Origin of the sequence: Arcobacter sp., from assembly GCF_050300555.1 — a bacterium.
In the GTDB taxonomy this organism is placed as follows: domain Bacteria; phylum Campylobacterota; class Campylobacteria; order Campylobacterales; family Arcobacteraceae; genus Arcobacter.
Window position 1 is genome coordinate 24593 of the sequence record NZ_JBNKXY010000009.1, and the last position, 16798, is coordinate 41390.

Below are 16798 nucleotides of genomic sequence, written 5' to 3' on the forward strand. Positions count from 1 at the left end.
TTTTATTATAATATAATGAAAGTATAAGGGTAACATATGAAAAAGACAAAAGCAGTATTACTTACAATTTTTTTTATTATATTAGCAAATATAATCGCCTTTGAATTTATAGACTTAAGTACAAAATCTCAAATAGAGATATCCAATAAAATGGTTTTAAATGAGGCAAGAGCTCAATTTAAAGATACCATTCATACAAGAGATTGGAATGCCCAATATGAAGGAGTATATGTACAAAGTGATACATTAAAACCAAACAAATATTTAATAAATAATCATATTTTTACAAAAGACAATAAAAAATTAATCAAAATAAATCATGCTTGGATGACTAAACAAATTTCAGAAATATCAAATGAATATGGAGACTATTATTATAAACTAACTAGTTTAAGACCTATAAATCCTGAAAATAAAGCAGATAAATTTGAAAAAATTGCCCTAAAAAAGTTTGAAAAAGACAAAACAGATGAGTATTTTGAGTTTACTAAAAATCTAAAAAGATTTAATTATGTAGGTGCACTAAAAGTTAAAGCTAGTTGTATTGAGTGTCATTATAAACAAAATTATGAAATTGGCGATTATATTGGTGGAGTTAGAATTACTGTTCCTACAGAAGATTATAAAGCTTTTTTTGAATCTTTACAAGAAAAAACTTCTGTCACAAAACTTGTTTTAATTATTATTTCAATATTTGTTTTACTTATTTTAATTTGGTTTATAAATAGTATTTATAATAGTCAAGAACTAATTAACCAAATGTCAAAAAAACAACAAGAACTATCAGTAAGATATAAACTTGCTATAGATGGCTCAAATGATGGATTATGGGATTGGAACTTAATTACAAATGAAGTCTATTTTTCAAAAAGATGGAAATCTATGCTTGGATATAAAATTGATGAGCTAGAAAATTCAATTAAAACTTGGGAAACACTTATTAATCCAGATGATTTGGAAAAAGCTGAAACTGATATTCTAAATAACCATAAGGGAATAACTAAACGTTATGAAAATATTCATAGACTAAAACATAAAGATGGTCATTGGGTTTGGATATTAGATAGGGGAAAAACATTTTTTGATGAAAAAGGAACCCCTGTTAGAATGCTTGGTTTTCATACAGATATTACCAAACAAAAAGAGCTAGAGATTTCATTAAACAATTCACAAAAAAGCCTTTTAAAAGCTGAAAATATGGCTAATCTTGCCCATTGGAGTTTAGATATACAAAGTATGGAATTAACCATATCTGAAAATCTAAGAAAAATATTTGGACTAAATAAAGATACTCCTTTTGGAATGAAAGAACTATTTAAAACCTATGTATATGAAGAAGATAGAGAATTGGTTAAAAGCAAACTTACTCAAAATGTAACTAATAAAACTCCATATAATATTGAATATAGATTTACAAAGCTAAATGAAAATGAAATAAGACATATAAATTGTAATGTAGAATATGAAATTATTGATGATAAAGTTGTAAATGCCATTGGAACTATTCAAGATGTAACAAATATAAATAGAATACAAAAAGAGTTAAATATTCTAAGAATAGCTATTGAACATGCACCTATTTCTTTTATTATCACAAATAAAGATGGAATAATAGAGTATGTTAATCCTTGTTTTACAAAAACTACTGGTTATACGTTTGAGGAAGCCTTAGAGCAAAAACCAAGAGCTTTCAAATCAGATTTCATGCAAATTGAAGAGTATGAAAAACTTTGGGAAACAATCTCTAGTGGAAAAACATGGAGTGGTACATTAAAAGATATAAATAAAGATGGTAAAGAGTATTGGGAACTAGCATTTATATCTCCAATTTTTTCAAATAAAGAAAATGAAATAATCAACTATTTAGTAATAAAACAAGAGATAACTAAAGAGGTCTTTTTAAAACAAGAGTTACAAGATAAAGAAGAACTTATGATCGCCCAATCAAGACATGCTGCAATGGGTGAAATGATAAGTATGATAGCCCATCAATGGAGACAACCTATTGCAGTAGTGGCAATGGGAGCAAATAATATCCTAGCAGATATAGAGCTTGATATGGTAGATACTGATTCATTAAAAGATAATTTAAATGAAATTATCTCTCAAACAGAATATTTATCACAAACTATAGATGACTTTAAAAACTTCTTTAAACCAAATAAACAAAAAGATTTAGCAACTATTGAATCAATATTTGATGAAGCATTTAAAGTCATGGGTAAAATGCTAGAAAACAATGAAATAAAAGTGATTCAAGAATATACTTCTGGAACACAAGTATATACATACTCAAAAGAGCTTTTACAGGTATTTATAAATATTATAAAAAATGCCAAAGAGGTTTTAATAGAAAAAAAAGATACAAATAGAGTTATAAAAATCAATGAATTTTTGAAAAATGATTATATTATTATTCAAATAAGTGACAATGCTGGTGGAATAGAAAAAAATAATTTAGATAAGATTTTTGACCCATATTTTACTACAAAAAACCAATTAGGTACTGGACTTGGATTGTATATGTCAAAAACTATAATTGAAAAACATTTAAATGGAAAATTGACAGCATACAACACAGAAGATGGTGCTTGTTTTGAAATAAAATTCTCTATAAAGGATATGTAGATGTCAGATTTAGTAGAGTTAAAAGAAAATGCAAAAAATTTAAGTGCTCTTATTGTTGAGGATAGTTTAACTATTCAAAAACAAATGAAGATTTTTTTGGAAAAACTTTTTGGAAAAGTATATGTAGCAAAAGATGGTATTGAAGCTTTAGAAGTTTATAAAGAGTTTGAACCAAATGTCATATTAACTGATATACAAATGCCAAGGATGGATGGTCATGAATTTATAGAAAATTTAAATAAATTAAATCACAAATCAAGAATTATTGTCTTTTCAGCATATGGTCACTCAGAAAATGTAATGAAATTTCTTAGAATGGGTGTGTGTGACTTTATACAAAAGCCTGTAAATTTTCAGCAATTAACAACTACCTTATTAAAAGTTGTTACAGGAAAAAAATGTTCAGGAGAAGAGTTTGATAATGAATTATTAAAAGATTTGAAAATAATAAAAGACAGCAAAGCACCAATTACAATCATAAATCACTATAAAGGCTTACCTTTAATCCATGAGGGCTTTATTACCTCATTGGAAAATGATTCCATTAAAATACATACTCAAAAAGTCCAAACAAAAGCTATATTAGAAGAAAAATATACAACTTTTGAAACAGACAAAGCCATAATAAAAGTAAAATTAAAAGAGTATGATGAAGAAAATGACGAATTAACTTTTATTAACCTTGAAAAAATTGAACATTCCCCAAAAAATAGAGAAGTTTTAAGAGTAACACCAGACAAAGAATTCACAGCAACAATATTTCATGCAAATGAAAAATATAATTATAAAGTTGGTTCATTATCCACAAAAGCTATTTCATTTGAAATAAAATATTTTGATGGAAAAATAAAACTAGGTGAAAATATTAACTTATCTATGGGATTTAACACTTTTTATACAACATCTTACCATAATACTATAACCCATAAAGAAAGAATTGATACCAAAGCTACTGTATTTAAAATTGAAGAGATAGATGAACATACTACAAAAGTAGTTATAACTTTTGAATTAAATTTATCAGATAAAAAAGTTATGGAAAAATATATCTATCAAAGAGAAGTTGAAATAATAAAAGAGTTCAAAAGAATAACACTTGATTCCTAAATTCAAGTAAAAACTTATTTTAAGGTTAATAATGAAAGCTTTAATTTTAATAGCTCATGGAAGTAAAAAAGAAAAATCAAATCAAGAATTTAGAGATTTAGTTGAAAAAGTTATAGATTTAAATTCACACAAATATAAAAAAATAGAACCAGCTTTTTTAGAGTTTGTAGAACCATCTATAGAAGAAATAGTGGAAAAACTTGTTTCTCAAAATATTAATAGTATAACTTTTTATCCATATTTTTTAAACTCTGGGAAACATGTAAGTACGGATATACCAAATATTGTAAATAGTTTAAAAAATAGATATAAAGATGTGGAATTTAAAATAGTACCACATTTTGGTTTATCTGATAAAATAGCGTCTATAATATCTGAAGAGATATAAAATTTATATCTCTTCTTTCACTTATTAAAAACTTTCCCACTCATCATCAGATTTATTATTACTTTTTATTTCTTGAACCTTTTGAGTTGAAGATGAAGTAGGAGTTTTTTCTTTTTTTATTGGAGTATTTACTTTTTTTGATTCTACATTTTTTATCTCTTTTGGAGCATCATATTGTGTTGTTTTAGCTGTTAAAGAATCTTTACCTCTAAACTCTTTTTCATTTGCTGTAGATACAATAAGTTTAGCTAACTCATCTGTTTCAACTGCAATAGAATGAGTTGTATTAGAAATAGCAACATTCTCTTGCGTTTGTTGATCTAATTTATTTACAGCATCATTTATTTGCTCAATACCTGCTCTTTGTTCTTTAGATGATTCTGCAATAGATTGGATAGTTTCAGTCGTTTTATTAATATTTAGATGTAAAGTTTCATAACCTTTAATCATCTTATCCGTACCCTCTTTACCTGCATTTGTTTTTTGAGTAGCATTTTCAACTAGAGCTTTTATTTCACGTGCTGCATCAGCAGATCTTGAAGCTAGATTTCTAACTTCTTGAGCTACAACTGCAAAGCCTTTACCAGCTTCACCTGCTGTTGCTGCTTCTACGGCTGCATTTAAACTTAGAATATTTGTTTGGAAAGCTATTTGGTCAATTAAAACAATTGCATCTGCAATTGCTTCAGTTTGACTATTAATTTCATCCATTGCAACAACAGTTGATTCTGCTAATTTTTTACCAACATTAATTGATTGAATCAATTCATCAGAATATGCAGCCATCGCTGAAATGTTATTTGTATTACTTACAATTGCTGATGTTATCTCTTCAAGTGCAGCAGCTGTTTCTTCTAAAGAAGCTGCAGTTGATGTTGAGTTTCTATTTAATGTATCAACATTTTTTAACAATACATTAGAACTTGCATCAAGAGTTAAACCATTTTGTTTATTTTCTCTTAGCATATTATTAATAATATTTGCCAATTCATTTATTGCTATTTCAACTTTTCCATTTGCATCTTTTATGCTATCTCTAAAGTCTAACTGCCCATATTTTGATAAAATATCAAGAATAACATTTGTATCTTTACCAATATTTGTTTCTAGATTATCCAACATCTCATTTAATTTACTTTGAAGTTTTTGTAAGGATTCATTATCTGTTTTCTTTTCAACTCTTTTATTTAAATAACCTTTTTCAATCTCTTCAACAACTCTTGTAACATCTTGAATCAACTCATCATCTTGTTTAATTAATGACTTTGTTTTACCTAGATTTTGGTTAATGATTTTTGCCATTGTTCCAATTTCATCATTGGCAGAATCATCAAGATTTTCCACATCTGCTTGTTCTTTATTTAAATATTTAAAGAAACCTAATAATCCATCTTGAAATTTACTTAATGGTACAAATATTGATTTATTAGATAAATATCCCATAAGCAATGATAATATAATCATAATTACAAATATGATTATACAATTTCTAATAATCACTGACTCAATTTTAGATTCTGTCTCATCATGCATAAGCATAATTTTATCTTCAATATCATCAACATAAGCACCTGTCCCAATTATCCAATCCCAAGGTTCAAATTTTTGTACATAAGAAAATTTTAATTGAGGATCTTTTTTCCCTGGTTTTGCCCACATATAATCAACTAAGCCACCCTCTTTTTTAGCATTGGCTACTTTTACCATTTCTGCAAACAAAAATTTTCCACTAGCATCTTTTGTTTTTGATAAATTTTTACCATTTAAACTTTTACTAATTGGATGCATAATCATTGTTGCATTAGAATCATTTATCCAATAATAACCATCTTTTGCGTATTTCATTTCCCCAATTGCTCTTAAAGCTTCTTCTTTTAATTTTTCAGTTACATTATCAACATACTCACCAGTTCCAATAACCCAATTAAATGGTTTAAAAACTTTTACATATGATACTTTCGCTTGTGGTTTTTCAAATCCTGGTTTTGGCCACACATAATCAACAAATCCAGACTCTGATTCTTTTGCCACTTTTGCAAATTCGTAAAAAATCCTTTTACCATTTTGGTCTTTATAATCAGACATATTTTTACCGTTTAGAGCAGGTTTAATTGGGTGCATAATAATATTTGCATCAAAATCATTTATCCAAAAGTAACCACTCTCTCCATATCTAGAGTTTTCAACTGCAGTTTTTATGATTTCTTTTAACTCTTCTTCTGAAACTTTTCCATTGTATTTATTGTATTCACCTTCAATGATAGATAAAATAAATTCTGTTTGGTCTTTAAGATATTTCTGAACTTCTTCTTTTATCTTCTCTGGTGCAGTTCTAGCATGATAGGATTCTATTGTTTTCATAGCCAAAGAAACATAGTTTTTTAACTCTTCTTCTTTTGTGCTATATGCACTTTCTTTAAACTTTTCAATTATGGCAGAAGATGTTTCCTGTAGTGAGACTACTGACTGTATAAGCATAGCTACCGATACAACTATAATTGAACTTATTACTATAAGTAAAAGTCTAGCTTTTATAGATAATGATTTTAACATTATATTCCCTTTTTAATATATTCCGTATTTAAAGCTGTATTGTAACATTTTAATCTTTCCGTTTATTAAAATAAGGTTAAATATTATTTTTAATTTGTTTGTTTTATTTATTTTGTTACCTAACTTAGCATTTTGATTTATATACAATTATTTTATACTGTAAAGTTAATCTAATGGGGATAATACATATTAAAAGTGCATGATGATTTGGAACTTTTTTTAAGCTTTATCTTTTTTTTCCAATATTATTTTTGTTTGTTTATGTCTATAAGTAAACATATTATTTAGTTGATTTTCCATAAAACTAGAAAAAATATTACCAATAAAACCAAATGGCATTTCATATTCAATCACATCTTTTAATTCACAAACATTGCCTTTTTTTGTAAAGATATGGGAATGTCTCCAAAATTTAAAAGGTGAATGAACCGCTGTATCAACTAATATAGTTGGTTTATTTATCAAACTAATCTCAACTGCCCAAAAAGTTGGAATACCAAACTTTGTAGTTTTTATCTCTAAAACCTTACCCTCCCTTGGCACAAAATCTTTGCTTAGTAACTCAACTTTTGTATCATTTGGAGTAATTTTTTTTATATTATTTGAGTCTAAATGAAATTCAAATAACTCTTCAATAGTACATGAGATAAGTGATATTTTTTCAAATTTTTTCATAATAGTCCTCCTATTTTGAAAATCTTATCATCAAAATAGAAGTTTTAGTAGTAGTTTTTTGTAAGTTTAAAGGCTTCTTCTTTCTAAATATTCCCTAAACTCTTTTGCTCCATCTTTAGAGCTTGTAACCACAGAATCAATATCTTCAAAACTAATGGTTAATTTAGATTGTTCAACACTCTCCATTGATTTTATTTTGTCCACATTTACTATGATAGAGCGATGTATTCTAAAAAATTTCTTTTTATCTAAAAGTTTTTCCAAATCTCCAATTTTTCTTTTTACATATACATCTGCATCTTTTATTCGAACAAGAACTTCATCTAAATCAGCTTTTATAAAATATATATCATCAAGTTTAATTAGATAAATTTTATTTCCTCTTTTTCCTAAAAGTTTTTCATCATTTGCTTCACTTGATTGTTTAAAACTCTTTATTTTTTCCAAAACTCTTTTTATATCAGTACTCTCTATTGGTTTAATTAAATAATCTATTCCACCTATTTTAAATGCTTCAATTGCATGTTCATTATATGCTGTTTGAAATACAATAAAAGTCTTTGGTTCAAGACTCAAAATAGTATTTGCAAGTTCTAAGCCTGTAATTTCTGGCATTGATATATCTAAAAAAACCACATCAAATTTTGTTTTTGTAGCTTCAACTAAAGCAAGACTAGATGAACTAAAACTTTTAATATCCTCTATTCCTTCTTCATTTAAAAGTCTTGTAAGTCTACTAAGAGCTAGTTTTTCATCATCAACAATCATTACTTTCATCTATTACTCCTATGTATTGTAAACTTCATTTTATCATCTTCTATAGAACTTTTTAAATACCCTATTTTAAGTATCTGTAATCTTTTTTGTAAATTATTTAATCCCACTCCAAAAACTACCTTTTGGGTTATTTTTCCACTGTTTGATACTTCTATTTTATTACTATCAACACTTACATCAATAATTAAAGGCTCTCCAGTAAAACCATGTTTTATGGCATTTTCTACTAAAAGTTGAATGGAAAATTTTGGTAAAAGTAAATCATAATACTTTTCATCACAATTTAGATTAAATACTATTTTCTCATCAAATCTTATATTTTCTATGTGCAAATAGATTTTTAACATATCTATTTCACTTTTTAAGTCAATCAAACCCTTTTTTGTGATTGCATTTCTTAAAAACTTTGATAATTTTAAAACAGATTCTTCTGCTTTTTTTTGGTCTTGATAAATAAGTTCAGAAATAGAATTTAAGGCATTAAATAAAAAATGAGGGTTTAATTCACTCTCCAAAGCCTCTAGTTTAGTCTGTAAAACCTCGCTATGTACTAACTCATTTTTATATTTCATAGAGATAAACTGATGTAAAATCAAACCAATCAAGAAAGTCAAAAGTCCAATAGTAATACTAATAGCTAACCAATATTGTGATATAAGTTTTACGATGGGATAACTTTCATCAAATAAAAAATATATCAATGAAAAACCACACCAACCTGCTAAAAAAGAGAAAATAAAACTAATAAAATACCAATATTTTTTTTGAATATTTGGAAGAATATAAAAGTTTGAAATGGATATAAATAAAAAAGAAAAAAAAGCTATAAAAAAAGCACAAAAGGTACTAAAAACTATTGTTGAAAGATATCTAATATGTTCATTTATATAATAAAAAACCAATGAAATCAAAAAACCAAAAAGTATTCCTACAATAATTATATAAAGCCAATCTTTATAGGAAATCTGTAGTTCAAAACTCTTCATTTAGTTCCTTATCTAATATACTTGCACCTAGTGCAACACCAGTCCAACCTTGCCCTGCAAAAATTGTATCTCCAACATTGTATAAGCCTTTAAAAGGTGTTTTACAAGTTGGTGTTTGTAAAATAGTTTTTAAATTTATCGCTTTCCCACCACAATTTTCTCTTCCAATAAATCTTTGAAAAGTTAAACTTGTTGCAGAAAATATTTTTATTATTTGTTCTTGTTTTATAGTATCAAAATAATCTAAAAAATGCTCTAATATAAAGTTTTGAGTTATCTCTTTTTGTTTTTTATACTCTTCATTTAATAATGCTTTCCAAGTAGTAACTTTAGTATGGGTTGATATAGTTACACTATAACCATTTTGGCTCATTTTTTCATCATTTAATTTTGAAAAAGAGATAAAAAAAGAGTTAGATATACAATTTGGAATATCATCTTTTAAAATTATTTGGTAGTGTTCTAAAAACTCTTTTTTACTATCAATTTTAAGATAAAGTGTAAAAGCACTTTGGTCACTAAATTCAAATTTTTCATAATAAGATTTTATTTTTTCATCAAAAAGTTTCTTACTATCATAAATTGTTGTATTTAATACAATGTTTTTTGCTTTATATTCATCTTTAGATGATTTTATCAAAAATCCATCTTCTAACCTTTTTATTTTTAATATTTCCTCTTTTTTATGTACATTTAGCCCTTTTAAAATATCTTCAATAATAGTTCCCATACCATTATTCACATAAAATACTTTATGAAAAGGATAAGATAAACCTAAAGCCATAGATAAAAGAGAAACATCACTTGATTTACTTTGAACTGTAATTAAAAGTTGCGCATCGATGAAGTTTTGATACTCTTTACTTATCTCTCCAAGTGTATCTTTTATAAAAGAATTAGCACTTTTAAATAAATCCATTTCAAAAGTTTTTATCAAATCTTTAAAAGTAAGCAAAGATTTCAAATAAGATTTTAAACTATATTTTGCAAAATGTATATTTTTTATTTGCCAAAACTTTTCATCTATTTTTTTAATTTTTTCCCAAAAGATTCTATTATTTTTATTTGGATAGTATTCTTGTATTTGAGTTAAAAACTCCTCAAAGTTTCTAACTCTATCAACTACTTTTTTATCTTGTATAGTTCTAATTGCTATTTTTGATTCTTCTATATTTGGAACATAATTAATATCATCAAATATTTTTTTTATAATATGATTTTCTTCATAACCTACAAATGTTGTTGCCCCTATATTATAATAATTTCCATACCTTTTAAAAGTACCTGCACATCCTCCAATGTTGGAATCTTTTTCAAATAAAATATGATTTTTATTTTTGTTTAATGCTGCTATTAATGCCCCACCAATACCAGAACCAATTATTGCTAAATCATATTTTTGCATTTTTTGCCTCTTTAAAAATACTTATTGCCCTATCTCTTGAGTATTTTATATCTACCATAGGTCTTATATATTTATTCTTTAAAGCACCTTCAATATGTATAAGTTTTGCATCTACATCTTTTAGTTCAGGAATTACACTTTTTATAAAAATAGCTTCTTTATCGAACTTTGCTGATTGTAAGTAGGGATTAAAGATTCTAAAATATGGCACACTATCAGCACCTGTACTTGCTGCCCATTGCCATGAGCCTATGTTTGAACTTGCATCATAATCAAGCAATTTTTTTGCAAAGTATTGCTCACCTTTTTTCCAATCAATAAGTAGATTTTTGCATAAAAAAGAAGACACAATCATTCTAAGTCTATTGTGCATCATTCCAGTTTTATTAAAGTGTATCATTGCAGCATCTACTATGGGAACTCCTGTTTTGCCTTCGCACCACTTTTGAAAATCTTCTTCATCTTCATTCCAAGGTATTTCCATGCCATTCCAATTTTCACTTTCACTTTTTGGGAAGTGGTACAAAATATAATTATAAAACTCTCTCCAAAAAAGCTGTCTGATAAATACTTCACTATCTTTTTTATTTGACTTTTTTATTTCATTAAAAATCATTCTAGGAGACAGTGTCCCAAATCGTAAATCAATTCCTAAATTAGATGTTCCATCTTTATAAAATATATCTCTGTTTTTTTCATATTCTTGAACTTTTTCTTTAAAATCATCTAATCTATCTTGTGGTGATTTTTTTAAAAACTCTGGCAAATAAGCTCTTTTAAACCCTAACTTTTCCAAAAATGGAGTTTCTTTTTCATATTTATATAGTTTCAAATTTGGATTTATTGTAGCTTCTCCAATTTTATCGGAGTCACTTAGCCATGATAATGATTTATAAAAAGGAGTAAATACTTTATATGGTGTTCCATCTTTTTTTAGATTTTTTCTTGGATTTATTAAAAATGAGTCTAAATACCTTTTTAAAGGGATTATTTTTGATATTTCTTTATCTCTTTTTATGGAATAAAAGTCAAAATCACATGAACATAAAACTTCATCAAAACCTTCATTTTTTAACTTACTAAATACATTTTTAGGAGTATCAAAAAAGATATATAAATCTAAGCCAATAGTTTGAAGTGATTTTTTTAAACTTATTACTGCATCATAAATATAAGTAACTCTTTTATCCTCAATATCTAGTTTTTCTAAAATATTTTTATCGAAAATAAATATAGGCATTACTTCATTAGATGCTTTTTCTAAGATTTTATTATCAATTATTCTTAAATCACGTCTAAACCAAAGAATCTGTTTCACAAGCTTTTCCTTTATTTTGTTATATTAATGAAAAAAGCTATCTGTTGGTACTCTTTTTTTGTCAGTTTATCTTGAATTTCTAAAACATTTATAATAATGATTCTCATATTTATTAATGTTTAAGTTTTGTTCTTGTAGGATTCTGATAATTATTATCATAAAGGATTAATTTATGTCTGATTTGCTTTTAAAACGAGAAATTAGAAAAATGGTTAGAGAGTCAGGATTTATAAAAAATTCAAAAATGGCATGCTCAATAGTAAAAGTTTTAAATATGAAACATAAAAATATTGATTCACAAAAAGCACATAAAATTGCAAGTGAAGTACTTGCATAAACAAAATTTAGGAGAAAACAAATGAAAAAAATAAGTATGGTAGCATCTTTATTACTATTAGGAAGTTCTGTTTCAATGGCAGATTCTGCAACAGTAAAAGAAGCATTTGCAAATGGTAAGACTTCAGGAGATGTAACAGTATATACAGAGAGTAAAGATTTAGCAGTTAGAACTGATACAGGTTTTACAACTGGTTCTGTTGGAGTTACATATGAAACTGATAGTGTAAATGGATTTAGTGCAAAAGTTGGATTTAGAGCTAATACAGAAATAACTGAAAAAAATGATGGTGATTATAAAGCAACTATGACAAATAGTTCTGCCCTAACAGAAGCAAATATTAAATATACATATGACAAAGCTACTATTATAGTGGGTCGTCAAGAAATAGGATTGGAGTGGTTAGGAGATTATAATGATGCAGCAGTTGCTGTATTAGATTATATTCCTAATACATCTCTTGTAATTGGTTATACTAATAGACAAGCTGAAATTGATTTAGATACAAACAACAGTTTTACAGAAACAACAAAAGATGGTGCATATGTAGTTGATGCAAAATTTACTGGTATTGAAAATGTTGAGTTAAATCCATATTATTATTCTGCTCCAAAAGTAGCTGACTTTTATGGGTTTAAAGCTAGTTATGATGTAGATATGTTTGGATTAACTGCACATTATGCAGCTTCAAATGAAGATGTTTCTACTACTAAAGATGGAGACATTTATAATCTAGAAGCTAGATTAAACTTAGCAGGTATTTCATTTGCTCTTGGATATGTTGCAACTGATAAAGATGGTGGAGTTGGAAGTATCTCTGCTTGGGGTGATAGCATAAATCCTATGGATGATGGGACAAATGTATATGGTACTGATGCTAAAACTACTTATGGTTCTATTGAATATACAATTGGTTCTTTAGGATTAAGTGCACTTTACAGTGATACAGATTATGGAACAAACTCTAATACAGATGAACTAAATTTAATTGCTAATTATAGTTTCACTGATGAGTTATCAGCAAATATTACTTATGTTGATTATGATGATACTGCAACTTCAAATGACTATGACAAAATCTTTGCTAGCGTTACTTACGCATTTTAATAAAGGAATTTTATGAACTATTCAAAAAAACTACTAATATCACTATCAGTTGTAACGGCAATTGCATTAACTGGTTGTACAACAAATACAAATACTACTCAAAAACAAGAGATAGTTAAATCAAAAACTATATTAGAGGCATACTCTAATATTGCACTTGATAGTTATAGTACTGCACTAAATGATGCAAAAGAGTTAGAAAAAGCAATTGAAGAATTTTCTTCAAATCCAAATGAAACTACATTTGAAAATGCAAAAAAAACTTGGTTAGTTTCAAGGGAATCTTATGGACAAACAGAAGCATTTAGACTATCAAATGGACCAATTGATGCAGAAGAAGGTTGGGTAGCTGATACTTATGGTTCACTAGAAGGACAAATCAATGCTTGGCCATTAGATGAAAATATGATTGACTATACAATTGATGCAAATGGTGCTAAAACATCAGGGAATATCATTGATACAACCGGCAAATTTAATCCAGGTGGTGAAGATTCAAAAGTTGTAGATGTAACAAAAATCACTCCTAAGGCTATTTCAGATTTAAATGAAAATGGTGCTGATGCAAATGTTGCTAGTGGATACCATGCAGTTGAGTTTTTATTATGGGGACAAGATCAAGATTATTCTAACTTTATAAAAGATTCAGTAACAAATGGAGCACTTACAGCAGGTCAAAGACCACTAAGTGATTTTACAAGTGAAGTAAATGCACCAAGAAGATTGGCATATTTAAAAGCAGCATCAGAAAAAATTGTATCTGATTTAGAAGTAGTTACTTCTGCTTGGCAAAAAAATATTAATGGTACTCAAGGTTTATATAGTGCTGCATTATTAGGTAAATTATCAGGTGACAATGCCTCAAAAAATATCTCTGAAAATGATGCTCTTAAACAAATCATTTCAGGTCTTGGTGTATTTATGAAATCTGAACTTGCAAATGAAAGAATTGCAGTTGCTGTTTTAACACCATCGGAAGAGGATGAACACTCTTGTTTCTCAGATAACACACATAGAGATATCGCAACAAATTATCAAGGATTTAAAAATATTTTAACTTCTACTTACAATGGAAAAAAATATGGTCCTGCCTTACTTGATAAAGTAGATGCCACTTCAAAAGCAAAAATTGAAAAACTTATGACTTCGATTGAAGAAAAAATTGCTTTAATTGATGAAACAGCAAAAACAAAAGAGCATTTTGATTATCAAATCAAAGCATCAAGTCCTATGTCAAAAGTTATTGTAAAACTTAAAAATGAGATGAGAAAACTTGGTGATATGATGGTTAATGTAGCTAGTGCAAATGGTATTAATCTTACAAAAGATGATGTAACTGACGCCGATGAAACTAAAATCTAGTCTTATTTTTTTAATTCTATTCTTTGTAATAAATTTATATTCATCCCAAAAGATGAATGATGAAGAATATGATAAATTTATGTTAGGCAGAAGTTTCTTTACTATTCCTTGGGTTGAAGCACCAAGTGCTACAACCGCAAGGGATGGCTTAGGTCCACTGTTTAATGCAAACACCTGTATTGGCTGTCACCCTAATCATGCTAGGGGAACATTATATAATCAATCAAATAATGCCTCAAAATCTCTAATTCCAAAACTTTCAATTAAATCAAATAATACACTTTTGCATAAAGATATTCTTCAAAAAGATGGTTCAATTCCAGATCCTGTTTATGGTGGGCAAATAGCTATTAGTAGTATTAATGATGTACCATATGAAGCTAAGGTTAATATTGATTTTGAAAAGATTGGATTATATTTTGATAATGAAGAACACTTTATATATAAACCTAAATACTCTTTAACCAATTTAAATTATGGCAAGCTTCACAAAACTACAAATATAACATATAGACTAGCTCCAACACTTTATGGGATGGGCTTATTATCTAAGATAGATAAAAAAGCAATACTTGAAAATGTTGATGAGAATGATTTAAATGGTGATGGAATAAGTGGAAAAGCAAACTATGTTTACTCAAAAATTACCCAACAAAAAGAGTTAGGACGTTTTACATATAAAGCTAGTGTAGCTTTCTTAAAAGAACAAATTGCTAATGCAGCTTTTAATGATATGGGATTATCAACATCAATAAACAAAGGTGAAAATTGTACCTCTTTTCAAAAAGAGTGTAATGAAGCACCAAAATCAAAAGATGAGCTTGATATTACAGATGAAAGATTAGATGCTATTACTTTTTATTTGGAAAATCTACCAACTTATGACCCAAGTACAAATAAAAGTTTTAAAAATGGATTAAATACTTTTTCAGAAATCGGTTGTACCTCTTGTCATACTCCAACACTAAAAGATAAAAATGGAAAAAATATCTATACCTTTTCAGACCTTTTATTACACGATATGGGAAAGGGTTTAAGTGATGGAAGAAGTGAATTTGCAGCACTTGGAAGTGAATTTAGAACTGCACCATTGTGGGGATTTAAAGCAGAAAAAAAAGACTTTAGGTTACTTCATGATGGTAGAGCTAAAACTTTTGAAGAGGCAATTCTTTGGCATAGGGGAGAAGCTACCCGTGCAAAAGAGAACTACATAGCTTTAAATAAAAAAGAAAAAAAACTCCTAATCGAGTTTTTAAAAGGATTATAATGAAAAAAATTATCTTACTAATTGCATTTAGTTTTATGACACTATTTGCAAAAGATACACTTCTAGATTCTATTTTAAAAAATGTATCTATAAAAAATGTTAACCAAACAATTGAAAATGCTAAAATTTTACAAAAAAATTATACTGCTGAAAATTTTAAAAACTTTATTATCTCATGGAAAAAAGTTGAAGCATTTTATTTTGCTGGAGATATAGATGAAAGTTATCTTGATACTCCAAGATATATTGATGTATTTCACAATCTAAAAGAGAATTTATATGAGCAAATGAAAAGGGTAATAGACTCTAAAGATGAACCACAAATTGCTCTTTTTAAACACTCTTTCAAAACAGTAAATGCCCTAGAATATGTTCTGTTTAATGATAAAACTATCACAAAAAGAGAAAAAGAGTTAGCAGATGTAATTGTAAGCACTATTATTTCAAATTTAGAAGATATCAAAAGTGCCTATGAAGAGTATTTAAGTTTTGATAAAAAAGATGAGCAATGGGAAAATGGTCTGATTATGAATGCACTTATTTCTAGCACTTATAAATTAAAAGAGTGGAGAATCAAGGCTCCTAAAAAAGAGCAAGAGTATATTTTAAGTAGTAATACTTTATCTTCAATTCAAGCTATTTTAGAAGCAAATGAAGAGATTATAGGAGATAAAAACTACTATAATTTTGCAACTATGGCAAAAAAAAGTGGTGCTAAAAAAGAGATAGAAGAAGCACAAAAGCTATTAAATAATGCAATTAAAGCATCAAAAGATAATCCAAAAGATTTATATAAAGCTGTAAATAAACTTCATATTTCATATTTTTTATCATTGATTGAACAACTTAGTATTACTGCTAAAATCTTAGACGCTGACGGAGATTAAT

Annotated in this window: 14 protein-coding genes; 8 read left to right on the forward strand and 6 right to left on the reverse strand. The window is 27.2% G+C overall.

Annotated features, from left to right (window positions below):
- The first annotated feature begins 36 nt into the window (after window positions 1–36).
- The 3 genes from ACQY5W_RS08050 to ACQY5W_RS08060 are packed head-to-tail and all read left to right on the forward strand — an operon-like array spanning window position 37 to window position 4123.
- Window positions 37–2628, forward strand: coding sequence for a PAS domain-containing protein (locus ACQY5W_RS08050; RefSeq protein ID WP_428024447.1), 2592 nt, complete (start codon window positions 37–39; stop codon window positions 2626–2628).
- Window positions 2629–3735 carry a response regulator gene (locus tag ACQY5W_RS08055; RefSeq protein ID WP_428024448.1) on the forward strand — a complete coding sequence of 369 codons (1107 nt, stop codon included), beginning with the start codon at window positions 2629–2631 and terminating at the stop codon, window positions 3733–3735.
- Between the two features lie 31 nt (window positions 3736–3766).
- A complete protein-coding gene (locus ACQY5W_RS08060; protein WP_428024449.1) occupies window positions 3767–4123 on the forward strand; it encodes a sirohydrochlorin chelatase in 357 nt (118 codons plus the stop codon).
- Between the two features lie 24 nt (window positions 4124–4147).
- Here ACQY5W_RS08060 and ACQY5W_RS08065 read toward each other — a convergent pair whose 3' ends face one another.
- The 6 genes from ACQY5W_RS08065 to ACQY5W_RS08090 all read right to left on the reverse strand — a co-directional run bounded on the left by ACQY5W_RS08065 (window position 4148) and on the right by ACQY5W_RS08090 (window position 11837).
- On the reverse strand, window positions 4148–6676 hold the full coding sequence (locus ACQY5W_RS08065) for a methyl-accepting chemotaxis protein (protein WP_428024450.1): 2529 nt from the start codon (window positions 6674–6676) through the stop codon (window positions 4148–4150).
- Window positions 6677–6895: 219 nt separating this feature from the next.
- Window positions 6896–7351 (reverse strand): SRPBCC family protein, encoded by a 456-nt coding sequence (locus ACQY5W_RS08070; RefSeq protein ID WP_428024451.1) that lies wholly within the window; start codon window positions 7349–7351, stop codon window positions 6896–6898.
- A gap of 66 nt (window positions 7352–7417) precedes the next feature.
- Complete coding sequence (locus tag ACQY5W_RS08075; RefSeq protein WP_428024452.1) at window positions 7418–8128, reverse strand: LytR/AlgR family response regulator transcription factor; 711 nt, start codon at window positions 8126–8128, stop codon at window positions 7418–7420.
- Window positions 8125–9114, reverse strand: coding sequence for a sensor histidine kinase (locus ACQY5W_RS08080; RefSeq protein ID WP_428024453.1), 990 nt, complete (start codon window positions 9112–9114; stop codon window positions 8125–8127). The genes ACQY5W_RS08075 and ACQY5W_RS08080 overlap by 4 nt, the downstream gene beginning before the upstream one ends.
- The gene (locus tag ACQY5W_RS08085) at window positions 9101–10519 is read right to left on the reverse strand and encodes a phytoene desaturase family protein (protein ID WP_428024454.1); all 1419 of its coding nucleotides are present in this window, start codon (window positions 10517–10519) and stop codon (window positions 9101–9103) included. Before ACQY5W_RS08085 ends, ACQY5W_RS08080 begins: the two co-directional genes overlap by 14 nt.
- Window positions 10506–11837, reverse strand: coding sequence for a cryptochrome/photolyase family protein (locus ACQY5W_RS08090; RefSeq protein ID WP_428024455.1), 1332 nt, complete (start codon window positions 11835–11837; stop codon window positions 10506–10508). The genes ACQY5W_RS08085 and ACQY5W_RS08090 overlap by 14 nt, the downstream gene beginning before the upstream one ends.
- A 172-nt stretch (window positions 11838–12009) precedes the next feature.
- On the opposite strand from ACQY5W_RS08090, the gene ACQY5W_RS08095 reads away from it, so the two are divergent.
- The 5 genes from ACQY5W_RS08095 to ACQY5W_RS08115 all read left to right on the forward strand — a co-directional run bounded on the left by ACQY5W_RS08095 (window position 12010) and on the right by ACQY5W_RS08115 (window position 16797).
- Window positions 12010–12174 carry a hypothetical protein gene (locus tag ACQY5W_RS08095; protein ID WP_428024456.1) on the forward strand — a complete coding sequence of 55 codons (165 nt, stop codon included), beginning with the start codon at window positions 12010–12012 and terminating at the stop codon, window positions 12172–12174.
- Window positions 12175–12195: 21 nt separating this feature from the next.
- Window positions 12196–13281, forward strand: a complete 1086-nt coding sequence (locus ACQY5W_RS08100) for an Opr family porin (RefSeq protein WP_428024457.1) — start codon at window positions 12196–12198, stop codon at window positions 13279–13281.
- Between the two features lie 12 nt (window positions 13282–13293).
- Window positions 13294–14643 (forward strand): imelysin family protein, encoded by a 1350-nt coding sequence (locus ACQY5W_RS08105; RefSeq protein WP_428024458.1) that lies wholly within the window; start codon window positions 13294–13296, stop codon window positions 14641–14643.
- Between the two features lie 79 nt (window positions 14644–14722).
- A complete protein-coding gene (locus ACQY5W_RS08110) occupies window positions 14723–15910 on the forward strand; it encodes a di-heme oxidoredictase family protein (protein WP_428024459.1) in 1188 nt (395 codons plus the stop codon).
- Complete coding sequence (locus tag ACQY5W_RS08115; protein ID WP_428024460.1) at window positions 15910–16797, forward strand: imelysin family protein; 888 nt, start codon at window positions 15910–15912, stop codon at window positions 16795–16797. The genes ACQY5W_RS08110 and ACQY5W_RS08115 overlap by 1 nt, the downstream gene beginning before the upstream one ends.
- Window position 16798: the final 1 nt, after the last annotated feature.